The organism is Chitinophaga sp. H8 (assembly GCF_040567655.1).
GTDB lineage: Bacteria > Bacteroidota > Bacteroidia > Chitinophagales > Chitinophagaceae > Chitinophaga > Chitinophaga defluvii.
In genome coordinates this window covers 156613-173686 of the sequence record NZ_JBEXAC010000001.1, presented here as the reverse complement: position 1 = coordinate 173686, position 17074 = coordinate 156613, and the positions used below count along the sequence as shown (strand labels likewise).

General features: G+C 45.8%; 15 protein-coding genes. 9 read left to right on the top strand and 6 right to left on the bottom strand.

What is annotated here, in order from left to right:
* The first annotated feature begins 27 nt into the window (after window positions 1-27).
* Complete coding sequence (locus tag ABR189_RS00725) at window positions 28-651, top strand: outer membrane beta-barrel protein (protein ID WP_354658514.1); 624 nt, start codon at window positions 28-30, stop codon at window positions 649-651.
* An 81-nt stretch (window positions 652-732) separates the two neighbouring features.
* On the opposite strand, the gene ABR189_RS00720 is transcribed toward ABR189_RS00725, so the two are convergent.
* Both ABR189_RS00720 and ABR189_RS00715 read right to left on the bottom strand, forming a co-directional pair.
* On the bottom strand, window positions 733-1785 hold the full coding sequence (locus tag ABR189_RS00720) for an FAD:protein FMN transferase (RefSeq protein ID WP_354658513.1): 1053 nt from the start codon (window positions 1783-1785) through the stop codon (window positions 733-735).
* A gap of 77 nt (window positions 1786-1862) precedes the next feature.
* Window positions 1863-3041: an acyl-CoA dehydrogenase family protein gene (locus tag ABR189_RS00715; protein ID WP_354658512.1), complete on the bottom strand. Its 1179-nt coding sequence runs from the start codon at window positions 3039-3041 to the stop codon at window positions 1863-1865.
* 158 nt (window positions 3042-3199) lie between these two features.
* Here ABR189_RS00715 and ABR189_RS00710 point away from each other — a divergent pair, with 158 nt between their 5' ends.
* The 4 genes from ABR189_RS00710 to ABR189_RS00695 all read left to right on the top strand — a co-directional run bounded on the left by ABR189_RS00710 (window position 3200) and on the right by ABR189_RS00695 (window position 9263).
* Complete coding sequence (locus tag ABR189_RS00710; RefSeq protein ID WP_354658511.1) at window positions 3200-3658, top strand: YciI family protein; 459 nt, start codon at window positions 3200-3202, stop codon at window positions 3656-3658.
* Between the two features lie 173 nt (window positions 3659-3831).
* Entirely contained in the window at window positions 3832-4578 is a 747-nt protein-coding gene (locus ABR189_RS00705) for a DeoR/GlpR family DNA-binding transcription regulator (RefSeq protein ID WP_354658510.1), read from the top strand.
* A 236-nt stretch (window positions 4579-4814) separates the two neighbouring features.
* Window positions 4815-7946, top strand: a complete 3132-nt coding sequence (locus ABR189_RS00700; protein ID WP_354658509.1) for a SusC/RagA family TonB-linked outer membrane protein — start codon at window positions 4815-4817, stop codon at window positions 7944-7946.
* A gap of 18 nt (window positions 7947-7964) precedes the next feature.
* A complete protein-coding gene (locus ABR189_RS00695) occupies window positions 7965-9263 on the top strand; it encodes a RagB/SusD family nutrient uptake outer membrane protein (RefSeq protein WP_354658508.1) in 1299 nt (432 codons plus the stop codon).
* A 96-nt stretch (window positions 9264-9359) separates the two neighbouring features.
* Here the strand turns inward: ABR189_RS00695 and pyrF are convergent, their stop codons facing one another.
* Complete coding sequence (pyrF, locus tag ABR189_RS00690) at window positions 9360-10184, bottom strand: orotidine-5'-phosphate decarboxylase (protein WP_354658507.1); 825 nt, start codon at window positions 10182-10184, stop codon at window positions 9360-9362.
* 260 nt (window positions 10185-10444) lie between these two features.
* Here pyrF and ABR189_RS00685 point away from each other — a divergent pair, with 260 nt between their 5' ends.
* Entirely contained in the window at window positions 10445-11305 is an 861-nt protein-coding gene (locus tag ABR189_RS00685) for a sugar phosphate isomerase/epimerase family protein (protein ID WP_354658506.1), read from the top strand.
* 56 nt (window positions 11306-11361) lie between these two features.
* The gene (locus tag ABR189_RS00680) at window positions 11362-12729 is read left to right on the top strand and encodes a Gfo/Idh/MocA family protein (protein WP_354658505.1); all 1368 of its coding nucleotides are present in this window, start codon (window positions 11362-11364) and stop codon (window positions 12727-12729) included.
* A 74-nt stretch (window positions 12730-12803) separates the two neighbouring features.
* Here the strand turns inward: ABR189_RS00680 and ABR189_RS00675 are convergent, their stop codons facing one another.
* From ABR189_RS00675 to ABR189_RS00665, 3 genes are all read right to left on the bottom strand, one after another.
* On the bottom strand, window positions 12804-13424 hold the full coding sequence (locus ABR189_RS00675; RefSeq protein ID WP_354658504.1) for an FMN-binding negative transcriptional regulator: 621 nt from the start codon (window positions 13422-13424) through the stop codon (window positions 12804-12806).
* Window positions 13425-13434: 10 nt separating this feature from the next.
* Complete coding sequence (locus tag ABR189_RS00670; RefSeq protein ID WP_354658503.1) at window positions 13435-14100, bottom strand: hypothetical protein; 666 nt, start codon at window positions 14098-14100, stop codon at window positions 13435-13437.
* 118 nt (window positions 14101-14218) lie between these two features.
* Window positions 14219-15316, bottom strand: coding sequence for an Mrp/NBP35 family ATP-binding protein (locus tag ABR189_RS00665; protein WP_354658502.1), 1098 nt, complete (start codon window positions 15314-15316; stop codon window positions 14219-14221).
* 141 nt (window positions 15317-15457) lie between these two features.
* On the opposite strand from ABR189_RS00665, the gene ABR189_RS00660 reads away from it, so the two are divergent.
* Both ABR189_RS00660 and ABR189_RS00655 read left to right on the top strand, forming a co-directional pair.
* Window positions 15458-16102, top strand: a complete 645-nt coding sequence (locus tag ABR189_RS00660) for a carboxypeptidase-like regulatory domain-containing protein (protein ID WP_354658501.1) — start codon at window positions 15458-15460, stop codon at window positions 16100-16102.
* A 22-nt stretch (window positions 16103-16124) separates the two neighbouring features.
* Window positions 16125-17012 carry a 3-hydroxybutyryl-CoA dehydrogenase gene (locus ABR189_RS00655; protein ID WP_354658500.1) on the top strand — a complete coding sequence of 296 codons (888 nt, stop codon included), beginning with the start codon at window positions 16125-16127 and terminating at the stop codon, window positions 17010-17012.
* Window positions 17013-17074: the final 62 nt, after the last annotated feature.

Here is a 17074-nt window from a genome sequence, read left to right as displayed (position 1 = left end):
ACGTAATGGTTTCACTAAAATGAGTTGATGATGAAAAGTATAAAAAATTGGGTACTAATATTGGTAGGCTGCCTTGGCGTACAGGCCGCGTCTGCTCAAATGCGCTCCCCCTTATCTGTAAATATTGATTATTCTATAGCGCAACCCCTGGGATCAGTAAAAGATTACAGCAATAAAACCAGCTTCCGTGGATGGAAAGCAGGTGTACAATATATGTTGAATGATCAGTTTTCCGTAGGTGCCCGTGTAGGGTTCCAGGATTACTATGAGAAGCTACCGCGTGCCGTATATTCCAGTAAAGGAAGTGATATTTCTGCGGTACAGTCACGTACGCTGCAAACGATTCCTATTCAGGCTACCGCACACTATCAGTTTACCAAACCCAGCTCTGCAGTTATTCCATATGCTGGTGTAGGCGTAGGTGTTGCCAACATGAATTACGAAAAATATTATGGAGAATTTGTGGACAGCAACAACAGCTGGCAGTTTATGGTAAGCCCCGAAGTAGGAATCAATATTCCTTTTGGTAAAGCATCTCCTGTATTGTTCAACGCAAGTGTGCAATACAATTATGCACCATACAAATTTGCGGAGATTAACAACTTTAGTGCTGTGCAGGGAAACATTGGCGTGAGAGTTCATCTGCACTAAAGGGTTTTGTCCATATTCTGAAAGAGGAAATGTGAGGGTGTCAGGGTCCCGCTTTAAACAGGCGGGACCTTTTGTTTGCCGTTATTGCAAAAATGGTGCAAAGCCAGGTGTGTATTTTTCATCAATACTGCCATCGGCCGATTTATAAATAAAATAAGCTTCCAGCTGTAATTCCGGATGCTGCTGTAAAAATGCCATTCCTTTTTCCACCCCCATTAGTATCAGCGGGTTATCAAAGGCATCTGCCGTAATACCATCTTTCGCGATCACAGTTACACTAATAATATTGCTTTGCAATGCCTGACCGGTAGCCGGGTCCATCGTATGTGCAAAACGTTTGCCTCCCTGATCAAAGAAACGGCGGTAGTTGCCACTGGTAGTAATTGCCTGATCAGACAAATGTACGATGGCCTGTTCCGGAGCATAGAAAGTAGTATCGCCCGGAGCCGGTCTTTCAATGCCCACACTCCACACTTTGTTGTGCTGGTTATGTCCTTTGGCACATAATTCCCCACCCACATCTACCAGGTAATTGCTGATGCCCCGCTGTGCCAGGAAGTTTGCGATCACATCTGAAGTATATCCCTGTGCAATACCATTACAATCTATTTCTACGCCCGGTTTCTTTTTTATCAGCCAGTTGCCTTTCATGCGGAGGTATTTATAGCCCACCTTTTCCAGCACTTTCCGGATACTGTCTGCCGGAGGCACCTGTTGTACCGCGGGTTTTATCACCCCAAAACCCCATACATCCATCAATGGCTTCACCGTAATATCAAATGCACCGCCGGTGATTCTGCTGGTAAACAATGCCTTTGTCACCACCGCTTTTAAATGCGCATCCATTTTTACTTTACGGCCGGCATTAAACTGGTTAATCAGTGTGCCGGGTTTATAAAGCGATAAAGACTGATCAATTACCTGGAAGATAGAATCAATGCCCTGCTGCAACCCCAGGGTATCTGTAGCCAGGCATTTTACAATGTAATAGGTACCCTGTGCCTTTCCTTCCCAGGTAGCCAGGTATGGCGTTTGTGCGGAGGCGTGGCTGCATATACCTGCTAATGCGGCCAGCAGTAATAAGCGCTTTTTACGTGTCGTTACTTTTATAAATGCACGAATACGATCTGTCATTTCCATACTAATAAAAACAATGTCCTTTCATTTGATAATGCCCTGCTGCCTGTAATAAAACGTGCTTGCTGTCGCTATTACTTAAATGCATCGAGTCCGGTGATATCCATTCCTGTAATAAGCAGGTGTATTTCATGGGTACCCTCATAAGTAATGACACTTTCGAGGTTCATCATATGACGCATTACCGGAAACTCGCCGGTAATCCCCATACCACCCAATATCTGCCGGGCATCGCGGGCAATCTGTGTGGCTATTTCACAGGAATTACGTTTAGCCATTGATATTTGTGCCGGTGTAGCTTTGCCTTCATTTTTCAATACGCCCAGCCGCCAGTTTAATAATTGTGCCTTGGTGATCTCTGTGATCATTTCTGCCAGCTTTTTTTGTATCAGCTGAAAACCACCGATGGGCCGGTCAAACTGTACCCTTTCTTTTGAATACCGTAATGCCGTATCATAGCAATCCATCGCTGCCCCGATAACACCCCAGGCAATACCGTATCTGGCAGATGACAAACAGCTTAAAGGTCCTTTCAGTCCTTTTACGCCAGGCAGGATATTTTCCTTGGGTACTTTCACATGATCAAATACCAGCTCACCGGTAGCGCTGGCCCGCAGACTCCACTTTCCTTTTGTTTCCGGTGTGGTAAATCCTTCCATACCCCGCTCTACGATAATGCCTTTAATATCGCCGTTATCATCCTTTGCCCATACCACTGCAATGTCGGCAAACGGTGCATTGGAAATCCACATTTTCGCTCCGTTCAGGATTACATGATCACCAGCTGATTTAAAGTTAGTCAGCATACCTGCCGGGTTAGATCCATGATCCGGCTCTGTTAATCCAAAGCAGCCCATCATTTCACCGGTAGCCAGCTTAGGCAGGTATTTTTTCTTTTGTGCTTCGCTCCCAAAAGTAAAAATGGGATACATCACCAGCGATCCCTGTACGGAAGCAGTGGAGCGGATACCGCTGTCTCCCCGTTCCAGCTCCTGCATCATCAGTCCGTAGGCAATATGGTCCATCCCACCACCACCATAAGCTATCGGGATCGTAGGACCAAAACAACCCAGCTCACCTAATTTGCTGATAATTTGTGTGGGAAATTTTGCCTGCTGGCAGCAATCTTCAATGATGGGGGATACATCTTTCTTTACCCATTGCCTTACCGATTCTCTTACTAACAAGTGTTCTTCGGTTAACAACTCATCTATTGAAAAATAATCCGGTGACTGGAACAGATCTTTTAACATGTTGACCACTTTTTAATTGTAAACAGCAATATACAAAAATATCAACGGAATGATTGATACAACGGGGCATCAGCAGCGGATAACGGCCACAATAAAGTTTTCTTGTTAACACCTTAATTGCGAACAAGTTATTACCTTGATGTCAAATTTCTCGGGTTATGACAAGTAAAGTGTTTCCTGCGCTGTTGCTCCTGGGCTTTCTTATTGTTGTGATCGCATCTTTCCAGTCCAGCCCGCTGCAATCTATCGGATTAAGTGCACTTCCCGGTCCCAGACATCAACCGGATAATACCAAAGACAGTACGCCGGAAATGAACCTCAAAAGATACTGGATGGTATTACTTAAAAAAGGTCCTAACCGCCAGCACAGCAAAGCGGACGCCGCCAAAATACAGGCCGCACATATGGCCAACCTGGAACGTATTGCTGAAACCGGCAAACTAACATTGGCCGGGCCTTTTGGGGATAGCGGAGCGCTACGCGGCATTCTTATCCTGGACAGCCAGGATAGTATGGAAGTAGCTTCACTGGTGAAAGCCGATAGTGCCGTGGTGACCGGCCGGCTTACCTTCGAAATCAAGCCCTGGTGGACAGAAAAAAACTGCCTGTTTAATTAATCAACCTCTCCCCTTCCGGCAGGAATGTGCTGCCATTTTCCCCTTACCATAAAAGTTGCCTGTTTTTGCAGGTTTTTGACAATATTCTGCCTTTAAACTTATCTAATTGCTATTTTCTGCTTGTTCGTTTGCTGTTTTATGCCGATATTAGGTTAACCAAAATCTTTTTCGCCATGCTGAAAAAGGAACGTCAGACGTATTTACTGCACCAGATCAATTTGCACAACCGTGTGCTGTCTTCAGACCTGAGTCAGGAAATAAAGGTATCAGAAGACACTATCCGCAGGGATCTGGCAGAACTGGCAGATCAGGGCCGGATCATAAAGGTACATGGAGGAGCCTTGTCTAAATCATATCATCTTTCCCTTCCTTCCAACCAGGTATATGCGCTGGATGAAAAAAAGATCATCGCGCAAAAAGCCGCAAGGCTGATACAGGATGGTATGTTTGTAATCACCACCGGAGGTACCACCATTATAGAACTGGCAAAGGCATTACCACCCAGCCTGAAGGCTACATTTTTTACGGTAAGCCTTACCGCTGCCATTGAATACATGCATCATCCGGGTATTGAAATTATACTGATAGGGGATAAACTCTCAAAGAACGCACAGATCACCGTGGGAGGAGAAGCCCAAGCCAAAATAAGACAGATCAAGGCAGATCTTTGTTTTCTGGGAACCAACGCCATTGATATTGAGCACGGACTTACGGAAAATGATTGGGAAGTGATGCAGATAAAAAGAGCTATGATAGAGAGTTCACAACAAGTGATCTCTCTGGCAATTACAGAAAAAATAAACACCGCACAGCGCATCAAAGTTTGTGGCATCAGGGAGATCAATACGATTGTTACGGAACTGCCCCCCCATCATTCACTCTTAAAACCATATACGGCACAAGGACTACAGATATTATAAGGTATTCAACAACGGACATCATCAAAGGACAGACAGCACCATTACTTGTTATCATTTTTGTTATTCATACTACGGGCATTCAGCCATCAGCAAAAAATTAATACTTAAGCAGGGTCATCACGTACTATTTATTTTGTTATTCAACTTACCGGCATTCACACAACAGCATAAAAATTAATACTTACGTATAGCCATCACTTTTATTAACCTCTGTTATTCACATCAAAAACCTGTTTATGAACACACAGTTATTCAAACCGTGGAAATGGCCACTTCTTTTCCTCGTGTTGCTGACCGGCACTCTCAGTGCCCAGATAGCTGCCGGGCAAGTTCGCATCAGCGGAAGCGTTACCGGCCCCGACGGCAAAGGATTACCCGGCATTACCGTGCAGGTAAAAACCACCAGTCAGGGTACTGCCACAGATGCGGAAGGGAAGTACAACCTGAATGCTGTATTAAAACCCGGCGCTTACATCCTCCGGTTTTCCAGCGTGGGTTTTGGTACCCGTGAAGTGCCCTTGCAGGTAGGCGATGCCACCACGTATACCGTCAGCACTTCCCTGAAAGAAGATGCCCTGGGCCTGGATGAAATTGTTGTAACCGGTACCAGTGAAGGTACCACCCGTAAACAACTGGGCAGTTACATCAGTACCGTTAAATCGGACCAGCTCACCAAAGGAGCTACCGGCAATGCCTTAGCCGCACTGCAAGGCAAAACTGCCGGAGCACAGATATCCCAGAACTCCGGTGATCCTGCAGGTGGAATTTCCGTAAAACTCAGGGGTACCAACACCATCCTCGGATCTACCGATCCATTGTATATTGTGGATGGTATTATTGTCAACAATGCTACCAACCGGGTAACCAATACCTCCAATTCTTATGACGGCCCTGGTGGAGCTATCAACGGCGGTAATAATTTTGTAGGTACCCTGGGGCAAAGCAGGATGGTGGATATCAACCCTGCCGACATTGAAAGAATAGAAGTATTGAATGGTGCAGCGGCGGCAGCTATCTATGGTTCCCGTGCCAATGCCGGGGTGATACAGATCTTCACCAAAAGAGGCAGCAGCGGTGCACCGGTAGTGAGCTTTTCTACCAATTTCAATGTGAACCAGCTCCGGAAAAAACTGAAGGTAAACCGCGCGCCCATCAAATTTGGTGGTTCTGTAGATACACAAACACAGGATATCCTGGACCCCTCCCTGACCACTACCACCCCCGTAACCCGGTATGATTACCAGGATTACATCTTCCGTACCGGCGTAGGTACAGATAATAATGTATCCGTAAGCGGAGGAAAGGATAAAACGAAGTACTATGCTTCTGCTTCCTACATGTATAATCAGGGGATTATCAAAAACACCGATTTTCAGCGCTATGCCTTCCGTATTAACCTGGATCAGACACTGAACGATAAACTGAGTTTCCGTGCAGGGCTAAACTATGTAAACAGCGGGGCTAATGAAAAGCCGGATGGCAACTCCTTTTATTCGCCCATCAATTCCATTACCATTCTGGGCAACTTCCATGATATTTTTGCACGGGATGCTGTGGGCAATCTGAAAGCAGTAGGAGAACGCGGCAGGGTAAACCCCGTGTCCGTGATAGAAGACCTGAAACAAAAACAGGAAACCAACCGCGTACTGGCCAATGCCGGACTTAAATACCGGCCCATTAAAAACCTTACCCTGGATTACAACCTGGGTATAGATAATTACAGCCAGCGGGGATCTACTTTTATGCCACCCTACGCATATAACGTCAGCAATGCCTTCTTTGGTGGTGGTCCTACCCTGGATGCTACCCAGAATGGATATGCCAGTGCAGCCACTGATCTTTTTTTCCAGATCAACCATGAAATAAATGCCACTTACAACTGGGATATTACCTCAGACCTCACCTCTACTACACAGGTAGGTTATTCACAACAATACGAAAAGAACCAGTACACCCTGGCACAGGGACGTGGACTGGCCCCTTTTGTAGAAACAGTGAACAGCGCCAGTACAATACTGCCCAGTGCAGACAGCAGAACCGAAATATCCATATCAGGTGCCTATATCCAGGAAAACCTGAAGTATAAAAACCAGCTGTTCCTGACCGGTGCGTTGCGTATGGATGGCTCCTCTGTATTTGGCGAGAAAGAACGTAACCAGCTATATGTAAAAGCCAGTGGTAGTTATGTTTTGTCTGAAGCCGATTACTGGAAAAACGCCAGTATTAACAACTGGTGGAACCTGATGAAGTTAAGGGTAGCCTATGGAGAATCCGGAAACCTTACCGCTATCGGTGCATACGAACGGTTTAACTCTTACCTCACCAATGCCTTCAATGGAAAAATATCCCTGACGGGCAGTCCTACTTTAGCTAATCTTGCGATGGGACCGGAAGGACAGAAAGAACTGGAACTTGGTACCGATATGACTTTTGCAGACAACCGCATTTCCCTGCAATTTAACTACTACATCAAAAAGGTACAGGACCTCCTGATCAACCGTATTGTAGCGCCCACTACCGGCTATTCCAATTACCGCAATAATCTGGGATCATTGGAAAACAAAGGGTTTGAAGTAGTGTTAAATCTGGTACCTGTACGGAATAAAGACTTTCAATGGAATGCCACTGCCATCTTTAACCGGAACAGGAATAAAGCGGTAAAAATAGGACAGGCACTCACCCTGTTTAATACCAATGGCGGAGCACCGGTAGCCATCCTGGAAGGATATCCGATCGGTGTATTCTACGGTACCTTTTTTGCCAGGGATGCTAACGGCAATATACTGACCAACAAGGCAGGCATACCGCAATTGGAAAAAGGTATACAAAACAGCGCACTCTCGTATACCCCTCAGCGTGATGCCGATGGATTACCCACCGGTACTACCCTTCGCAGAATTATCGGCGACCCTAATCCGGATTTCACCGCTTCGCTTACCAATGAGTTCTCCTACAAGAAGCTGAACGTTCGTATACAACTGGATGCGGTAAGAGGCAATGACGTGTTCAATGCCGATTTTAAAACCCGTCAGGGTGTGGGCAATGGTACGGTAGCAGAACAGGAAGATCTTGGACAACTGCCCAGAGGATATATTGCCGGTGTATATAATACAGAAGAATGGAGGATAGACAATGGTTCTTTCATTAAGCTAAGAGAAGTATACCTTGGTTACAGCCTGGGCCGTATAAAGGGGTTCAGTGATCTTACCTTCAGTTTAAGTGGCAGGAACCTGATCTCCTGGGATAAATACAAGGGATATGATCCCGAAATTAATGCAGCCGGGCAGAGCGCTATTTTAAGAGGAATTGATTTTGGAGCTGTACCAGCCCCCAGAACATTTAGTGTAGGCATTGCTGCTAAATTTTAACTGTAAAAAAAGTAATGTATGAAACGATCATTCAAAAGGATCTCTGCTATATTTATCATTGCAGCCATACTGCCCGCCGCCTCCTGCAAAAAGGATTATACAGATCCTTCCACGGTGCGGGACGACCTGGCGCTGTCCAGTCCGCAGGCAGTAACCGGTATTGCGGTAGGGTTACAAAAAAAGTACGCTACCAACCGGGCAGGTACTTATTACAACCTGGTAGCCGCCAATGGATTTACCACCTTTGAGCTCCGGTTGCTCAATGTGGGCAACCTGCCGGAAAACCAGCTCAACACAGGTGGTGGCAGTGTGGACGGCACCAATACCATTCTGTTAAATGTATGGTCTGCCAGCAACAAAATTGTTTTTGATGCCAACAATGTGATCAGTTATGCACAAAAACTGACTGATAAAGGTTATGCCAGTGGTTTGTTGGCTTACACCAGTATTTTTAAAGCGCTGTCCATAGGAACCATGTCTATGTTCTGGCCGGAAGTACCGGAAGGGATTGGGCAAAATGTAGGATTTATTGACAGGAAAGAAGGATTTAAGCAGGCCATTGCCTTACTCGACGAGGCGATTGCCGCAGTAAATGCCAATGCTATCAGCCCGGCCTTCCTGACCAATATTCCGGCAGGGATTGATATCCCCAATACCCTCCTGGCATTAAAAGCCCGTTATGCACTTTATATTGGGGATTATACCCAGGCATTGGCCACCGCCGATAAAGTGGACCTTACCAAAAAGTCTGTTTTCAATTTTGATCCGGTATTCCTGAATCCAATTTTTGAAACCGCTACTTCCACCAATAACGTATTTCAACCACTGGACTCTACGTTGGGACTGCCCGTAGGCATCCAGCCTGATCTGAGCGACAAGCGTGTTCCTTTTTACACTACGCTCAATACAACTATTGCCCCACGGTACCGGATCAACGGGTTTGGAGCAGCCAACCTGGCACCTATTCCCATTTATTTACCCGGTGAAATGCTGCTGATCAAAGCAGAGTGTTATGCCAGACAACATGATGTGGATAATGGGCTAAAGACCCTGAACCTGGTAGTTACCAAACAAGCATCCGCGGATATATTTGGTGTGGGGGCCGGCTTACCGGAAATCACCGGTCCGATTAATGAAAACGATCTGCTGGTACAGATCTACCGGAACCGATGCATTGAGTTGTTTATGTCCGGTTTAAAACTGGAAGATATGCGCCGGTTTGATCGTCCGCTGACGGAACGTAAAAGGAACCTGTTTCCCTATCCGTTTGCTGAAAGGGATAACAATCCCAATACGCCCAAGGACCCGGACTTTTAATCAGCTGACGTTACAACAATCCCTATAAAAGAAAAGCAGTTGGTGCCTGGATCATTGCTCCGGTAACCAACTGCTTCTTATTTTTAGAAGGTGTTATTATTGTTTTACGGCAAGTTTTTCGGCCAGGTATGCAGCCATTTCCTGCTGGTATTCCTGTGCAGCACGGCGGGCATCCTGTGCAAAATCTTCTCCGTTGCCCGCATAGATCACTGCCCGGCTGGCATTTACCAGCAGCCCGCAATCCGCATTCATGGCAACAGCAGAGATATCTTTCAGGCTACCACCTTGTGCCCCTACACCTGGTACGAGGAAAAAATGATGCGGTACCAGTTTACGGATTTCTCCCAGTTGTGCGGTTTGGGTGGCCCCTATCACAAACATGAGATTATCTGGTGTGCCCCACTCCATGGTAGTTTTCAGCACTTTTTCATACAGGTATCCTTCCCCTACCCGCTGCATCTGAAAGTCTTTACTGCCTTCATTCGAGGTAAGCCCCAGCACGATTGCCCATTTTTCGCTGAAAGCGAGGAATGGTTCCACACTGTCTTTTCCCATATATGGCGCTACCGTCACCGCATCAAAGCGGTAGGTTTCAAAAAATGTTTTCGCGTATTGGGTGGCAGTATTGCCGATATCGCCACGTTTGGCATCAGCAATGGTAAAAATGCCGGAAGGGATATAATCTACAGTACGTTGTAAACTCTCCCATCCACGGATACCCATGCATTCGTAAAAAGCCGTGTTGATCTTATAGGCTACACATAAATCCCTGGTAGCATCGATAATTGCCTTGTTGAAAGCAAATATCGGATCGGGGTGTGAAAGCAGGTGCTTAGGAATCTTATGAATGTCTGTATCTAAGCCCACACATAAATAAGATTGCTTTTCCCTGATAAGATTCACCAATTCCTGTCGGTTCATAATCGGTTAAATTTGGGGCGCAAAGTTAAGGAAACTTAAGCAATGCCAGGTGACTGAAACATATTGAAATAAATGAGCATAGATAATTCAGGGCTGCCGGCGGTCATTTATTTTACCGGGATAGCCAGCAATATGCTACCTATTGGCAGGTGATCTATTTTGACTCCAGGCTAAAGTTCAGGTATTTTCTTTGATTTTTCAGATTAAGTCACTAACTTTTCGGGCACAATTCTTATTTAGCCAATTTATTATTCCCGTGTATGAAAAGTTGTCTCTTTTTACTCTTATGCCTGACGTTCTCTCCCTTTTTGCAATCGAATGCACAAAGTAAGATACCTGCACTTGGCATCTGCTCTTCTTATGAAAACGATAGTCTGGTACATGCTACAGGCCTGGAGTATATAGAAGAAACCGTTAGAAAAATGCTGGCGCCTTCGGTGAGTGAGGACGTATTCAACAGCCGGCTGTCTATTTTAAAAAATGCCGCCACCAAAATACAGACCTGCAACCTGTTTATTCCGGCCGAAATCAAGGTAATCGGGCCGGATGTAAATGAAAAACGGGTACTTGGATATGTAGACTCTGTGATGCAACGGGCCAAAATAGCCGGCATCCGGCTGATTGTGCTGGGTAGCGGAGGCGCCCGTAAAATACCTGACGGCGTAGACCACGCCACAGCCAAAAAAGCTTTTATCAAACTGGCCCGCAAAATGGCAGTAGTTGCAGCAAAATATGACTGTATGATCGCCATGGAAAACCTTAACGCTTCCGAAACGAACTTCGTCAACTCCATCGAAGAAGGAAATGAGATCGTAAATGCGGTGCGCCATCCTAATTTTAAACTCACCGTAGATATCTATCATATGCTCCGGGAAAATGAACCTGCTGCCCATATAGAAAAGGCCAGGGGCAACATTGTACATTGCCATATTGCGGAAAAAGAGAAAAGGACCGCGCCTGGCGTAATGGGAGATGATTTTAAACCCTACCTGGCCGCCCTTAAAAAGATCAATTTTCAGGGACGTATCATGATGGAATGCCGGTGGGGCACCTTAGCTACCGAAATACAGCCCGCTACGGCATATTTAAAAGCCCAGCTGGAAGAAGTATATGGTAAATAGCTGATACTTCCGGGATACCTGTTCAAATCCGTTAAAACCTTTAAACTTAAAATAGCATGACATTACCTAAAAAATCGCGCAGGGAGTTTCTGCAGCAGTCTTTGCTGGCAGGAGCCGGCATTACGCTTAGTGCCATGGGCATGCCCGCCAGTAGCTATGCCCGTATCATGGGTGCTAATGACCGTGTAAACGTAGGGCTGGTAGGATTTTCTGACCGTGCACGGCAGGCACTCCTTCCTTGCTTTTTTAATAACAACAAGGAACTCAACTTCGACCTCATTGCAGTGTCTGACATATGGAACCGCCGCCGTAATGAAGGGAAAGCCTTTCTGGAACAAAAAACAGGACATAGCGTACAGGCCTGCGTAAACAATGACGAGCTGTACCGTATTAAAAACCTGGATGCAGTGATCATTGCCTCCGCCGATTTCCAACATGCTTATCATACCATTGAAGCAGTAAAAAATAAATGCGACGTATACAGCGAAAAGCCCTTTGCAGAAACCATGGAAGATGCCCGCAATGCATTCAAAGCGGTAAAAGCTTCCGGCAAGATCATGCAGGTGGGTACCCAGCGCCGTAGCGGACCAAGCTATCATGCTGCTGCCAAATTCATCCAGGAAGGTAAATTCGGGCCTATCACGATGGTGGAAATGACCTGGAACGTGAACCAACCCGGAAGATGGCGCCGCCCGGAACTGGTAGGCTCCATTAAAGAATCTGACACCGACTGGAAGCGCTTCCTGGCCGGACGTCCGAAAGATAGCTGGGATCCCCGCAAATACCTGGAATACCGCCTCTTCTGGCCTTATTCTTCCGGTATCTTCGGCCAGTGGATGACTCACCAGATTGATACCGTACACTGGTTCAGCGGCTTAAAACATCCCCGCAGCGCAGTGGCCAATGGTGGTATCTACATGTGGAAAGATGGCCGTGCCAATCCGGATACGCTCACCGCTGTATTTGAATATGGTCCTGAAAATGATCCTAAAAGCGGATTCCAGGTAATGTACAGCTCCCGCTTCCATAATTCTGCCGGTGGTACCAAGGAAGTGTATTTCTCCAATGGCGGTACAATAGATATGGCTAACAATAAAATAAGTCCTACCGGTGGATTAACAGAAAAAGAAGCTAAGGAAATGGGCATGCATGCCAATCTATTACCTGAAATGATGCTTTCTTCAGAAGAATCAAAAGCTGCAACCAGCGCCAATACAGGTGGCGACAGCCTCACGAATGCGCATGTACGCAACTGGATGGAAAGTGTACGTTCCCGCAAACAGCCCAATGCACCTATCGAAGCAGCTTATTCACATTCTATTGCGCTGATCATGGGTAATGCAGCTTATCGTACCGGCATGAAGGCCACCTTTGATGAAGCAACACAGGAAGTAATGGTGGGAGGTAAAGTATTTACCCTCTAAGCGGTTATTTTCTTTATAAAAAACGGGGTACACTTCAGTTAAAGTGTACCCCGTTTTATTCCGGTACCTGATATTTATAACTTTCTCCGTTTTTCCATTTCTGCAGCTATCTGCAATGCATTTTCCCCTCCCGCTTCTTTCAGGTGTGTAACCACACTGGCATAATCCCGGTCGTTTCTGTTCTGGCTCAGCTTATACCGTGCATTCACTTCCGTAATGGTCAGTTCAAACCCAACAATAGCTTTCAGGTTATTATGCAGGGTTTTGTCATCAATATCCCGCATATGCACCGGATGGGCAGAGGCAGCCTCATACCGGTTCATCAGTTGCTCCAGTGAATGCTGCAGTTCTGCTGTTTCCTGAATACGGATCTGGCCATATACATGTATGGCTATATAATTCCACGTAGGGATCTTATCTTTTTCATACCAGGAGGAGGAAATATAGGCATGCGGTGCAGTAAAAACCACCAGCGTAGTGCCGGTTGTAAAGGATTCCCACTGTGGATTAATCTTTGCAATATGCCCTTGCAATACAAATTCTCCGGCCGTTTTCTCTACCAGTTCCACGGGCAGATGTGTGGCCAGTGGTACCCCATCCGGGGCTGTATTCACCAGCATCGCAAAACTGTTTTCCCGGATAAATGCAGCAATGGTATTCCAATCTTTTTCCTGATTATATTTAGGTGTATACATAGCAGGGATATTAATTCCAGTTCTTATTATCTTTTTTTACCTGCAGGTACAACAGGCCGTCACAACCTGCCAAACCCACATATTGTACTTTATTGGCTTTAAAGGTCACCATTTTTCCGGTAAAATTACCTGCAATAAAATAAGGCCCTAATACCCGGAAAGCCGCCTGATCTTCCTGATAACGCATAGGCAATAATAGTGTATCTATGCCTTTATTAGCATCGCTGCGGTTGATGATCCTGGCATGCAATGCGGTACTGTCGGGGATATACAGTTGCATGGCCCGCAGCGCCACGCCCCTGTTTTGCAGGATACGTGCAAAACCACCGCTGGCATCCGCCACCGCTGCCTCATAGATCCCCCCCAAAGCGGTTACCTCCTTTTCATAGAGTGGCTGTAGTTTTTCTGTACGTATCACCGCTGCCAGCTCACTGCCGGCAGGCATAAAAACAAAATTTACGGGCAGGCAACGGCTGATCTTTTCAGCGATCTGTACCGTATCCATCGTAGTATCGTCCCAGGCAGCAGGCGCTTCCGGTTGCTGTATAGAATCCACAGAAGCCACAAAAGGGAGAGAACTGTCCATGTGCCCGCTGTTGCCCTTTTGCCCGGATGGCTGACAAGCCATCAGCAGTAATAAAAAACCGGTGGCTACCCGGCAATAGATCTGTAACATAGGATATATGCAACATTTAATACGTCTAAAAACATCATCTGCCAGCATTAAAAAAAGCCGTAAAAAAAATAATGGGGACATTACTATCTTTTACGGCTTTTAAAATATCAGGCAAACATTATACCATCATTTCCACAATTTTGGTAGGCTGCAGATTGGCATTACGCATGGCAATGCTGCGGGCCGCACTTCCTGCAAAGTCCAGGAAAGCTTTCTTGGTAATTTCATCATTACCTGCCATCACCGGCACCCCATCATCTCCTCCTTCACGGATGCTCTGCACCAGTGGTATTTGTCCGAGGAAAGGAATTTCAAGGTCTTCTGCCAGGCGCTTACCGCCTTCTTTACCAAAAATGTAGTATTTATTTTCCGGAAGTTCTGCCGGAGTGAAGTAGGCCATGTTTTCCACCAGTCCGAGTACAGGTACCCTGATCTGTGCACCATTGAACATGGCAATACCTCTTTTGGCATCCGCCAGTGCTACATCCTGTGGTGTGGTAACAATAATAGCCCCGGTTACCGGTACTGTTTGTACCAATGTTAAGTGAATATCCCCGGTACCTGGCGGCATATCAATCACCAGGTAATCCAGTTCATCCCAGTATACATCAGAAATAAACTGTTTCAGTGCACTGCTGGCCATAGGGCCACGCCATACAACTGCCTGCTTATCATCTACCAGCAATCCGATAGACATCAGTTTGATGCCAAATTTTTCCATCGGCATAATCATGCCTTTGCCTGCTACATTCACCATCATAGGCCTTTCACCACGTACACCAAACATAATAGGCACAGAAGGACCATAGATATCTGCATCCATCAGGCCCACTTTAGCACCATCCTTTGCCAGTGCCAGTGCCAGATTGGCTGCCACGGTAGATTTACCTACACCACCCTTACCAGAAGCTACAACAATGATATTCTTTACATTAGGCAAAGTAGCTTGCGCATCCTTCCTGTTACTGCTCACATTAGCTGTCATATTTACCTGTACTTCTATATCCTTGCTTACCAGCAGGTGAATGGCAGCAATACAGGCATTTTTTATCATTTCTTTTAACGGGCATGCAGGGGTTGTCAGTACGACGGTAAACTTCACTTTATTTCCATCAATTTCCACGTCTTTCACCATGTTCAGTGTCACCAGATCCTTCCCTAAATCCGGCTCTTCCACATTGCTCAAAGCCTGTAAAATCTGCTCTTTTGTGATCATAAATTACTGTTAAAGTTTAATTCCTGACAGCAAAGTTAACCCAATTGGGACTTAATTTGTTTTATTATAATTATTGTTTTTCTCAATACGCGGATAGTGTAGGTGACATAACAATAAAATTTCGTTTATCTTAGGGCCGGCATGCATATTAAGAAAATCTACATACTGTTCACATTCCTATTCGTTCCTTTTCTGTTAAAAGCGCAAATAACGCAGTTTAAGGACAGCATTATCCAGTTATCCGGTATTACTATGACGGCCGACAGCCTGAGGGCCATTCCTGCAGTGAGTATTATGGTAAAAGGGCAAGGCCGGGGAACGATTTCCAATAGCCAGGGGGTATTTTCCATTGTAGCCTTTAAAGGGGATACCCTTTCCTTCACAGCAGTGGGTTTTAAGAAAAAAGATTATCGTATTGATCCTACCCTTCCTGGTAATAACTATTCCATGATTCAGCTGATGGTAGAAGATACCACGTATCTGCCGGTTACTATCATTAAACCATACCCCACACGGGAAGAATTTGAACGCGCTTTTGTAAGCTCCGATATTCCGGATGATGCTTATGAAATAGCCCGTAAAAACACCCAGGCAGCACGACTGCGTGCACTGGCCCGTTATACGCCTATTGACGGACGGGAAGGCGTAAATATGTTCCTCAATAAACAAGCACAATCACTCTACTACGCCGGACAACAACCACCTCAAAACATCTTCAATCCGCTGGCATGGGCACAGTTTATACAGGCCTGGAAGCGGGGCGACTTCAAGCGAAAAGACGATTAATCACCAGAAATCAACATACACCATGCAAAAAATAGCAGTTATAGGTGCAGGTACTATGGGCAATGGTATTGCGCACGTATTTGCTCAAAACGGATATGCTGTAAACCTGATTGATGTTTCAGCAGCAGCATTGGAAAAGGCAGTGCAAACCATCACCAAAAACCTGGATCGCCAGCTGGCAAAAGAAAGTATTACAGCGGCCATTAAAAATGAAACTCTTCAGCACATTACTACGTATACGGATATCCCTTCCGGCGTAAAAGAGGTGCAACTGGTGGTGGAAGCAGCCACGGAAAATGTGACGCTGAAACTGAAAATATTCCAGGAGCTGGATCAGCATGCTGCGCCGGATACCATCCTGGCTACGAACACTTCCTCTATTTCTATTACCCGTATTGCTGCTGCTACCAAACGCCCCGGGCAGGTAATAGGCATGCACTTCATGAATCCTGTCCCGGTGATGAAACTGGTAGAGATCATTAACGGATATGCTACAGAAAAATCAGTGACCACTGCTATTGTTGCGTTGTCTGAAAAGCTGGGCAAAGTACCCTGTGTGGTAAATGATTATCCCGGTTTTATTGCCAACCGCATCCTCATGCCCATGATCAATGAAGCCATCTGCTCCCTCTATGAAGGAGTAGCGGGCGTAAACGAAATTGATACGGTCATGAAACTGGGTATGGCCCATCCTATGGGGCCATTACAGCTGGCCGACTTTATCGGGCTGGATGTATGTCTGTCTATCCTTCAGGTGTTGCACGACGGGTTTGGTAATCCGAAATATGCCCCCTGTCCACTGCTGGTAAATATGGTTACTGCCGGCTACCTGGGTGTTAAAAGCGGAGAAGGCTTCTATAAGTATACCGCTGGCAGCAAGGATTTGGTGGTAAGCCAACGTTTCCTGTAAAAATAAGTGTCAAATATACTTTTATTCCTTGCCGGACTTTTTTATCTTACTGAAAATAAAAG

What these genes read in the sequence shown, in the direction of transcription:
- ABR189_RS00685 (WP_354658506.1), top strand. Translation starts at nt 10,445, where the DNA reads ATGAAAAGTTGTCTCTTTTTACTCTTATGCCTGACGTTCTCTCCCTTT.
- ABR189_RS00695 (WP_354658508.1), top strand. Translation starts at nt 7,965, where the DNA reads ATGAAACGATCATTCAAAAGGATCTCTGCTATATTTATCATTGCAGCC.
- ABR189_RS00705 (WP_354658510.1), top strand. Translation starts at nt 3,832, where the DNA reads ATGCTGAAAAAGGAACGTCAGACGTATTTACTGCACCAGATCAATTTG.
- ABR189_RS00700 (WP_354658509.1), top strand. Translation starts at nt 4,815, where the DNA reads ATGAACACACAGTTATTCAAACCGTGGAAATGGCCACTTCTTTTCCTC.
- ABR189_RS00710 (WP_354658511.1), top strand. Translation starts at nt 3,200, where the DNA reads ATGACAAGTAAAGTGTTTCCTGCGCTGTTGCTCCTGGGCTTTCTTATT.
- ABR189_RS00670 (WP_354658503.1), bottom strand. Translation starts at nt 14,100, where the DNA reads ATGTTACAGATCTATTGCCGGGTAGCCACCGGTTTTTTATTACTGCTG.
- ABR189_RS00715 (WP_354658512.1), bottom strand. Translation starts at nt 3,041, where the DNA reads ATGTTAAAAGATCTGTTCCAGTCACCGGATTATTTTTCAATAGATGAG.
- ABR189_RS00665 (WP_354658502.1), bottom strand. Translation starts at nt 15,316, where the DNA reads ATGATCACAAAAGAGCAGATTTTACAGGCTTTGAGCAATGTGGAAGAG.
- ABR189_RS00660 (WP_354658501.1), top strand. Translation starts at nt 15,458, where the DNA reads ATGCATATTAAGAAAATCTACATACTGTTCACATTCCTATTCGTTCCT.
- ABR189_RS00675 (WP_354658504.1), bottom strand. Translation starts at nt 13,424, where the DNA reads ATGTATACACCTAAATATAATCAGGAAAAAGATTGGAATACCATTGCT.
- ABR189_RS00680 (WP_354658505.1), top strand. Translation starts at nt 11,362, where the DNA reads ATGACATTACCTAAAAAATCGCGCAGGGAGTTTCTGCAGCAGTCTTTG.
- pyrF (WP_354658507.1), bottom strand. Translation starts at nt 10,184, where the DNA reads ATGAACCGACAGGAATTGGTGAATCTTATCAGGGAAAAGCAATCTTAT.
- ABR189_RS00720 (WP_354658513.1), bottom strand. Translation starts at nt 1,785, where the DNA reads ATGACAGATCGTATTCGTGCATTTATAAAAGTAACGACACGTAAAAAG.
- ABR189_RS00725 (WP_354658514.1), top strand. Translation starts at nt 28, where the DNA reads ATGATGAAAAGTATAAAAAATTGGGTACTAATATTGGTAGGCTGCCTT.
- ABR189_RS00655 (WP_354658500.1), top strand. Translation starts at nt 16,125, where the DNA reads ATGCAAAAAATAGCAGTTATAGGTGCAGGTACTATGGGCAATGGTATT.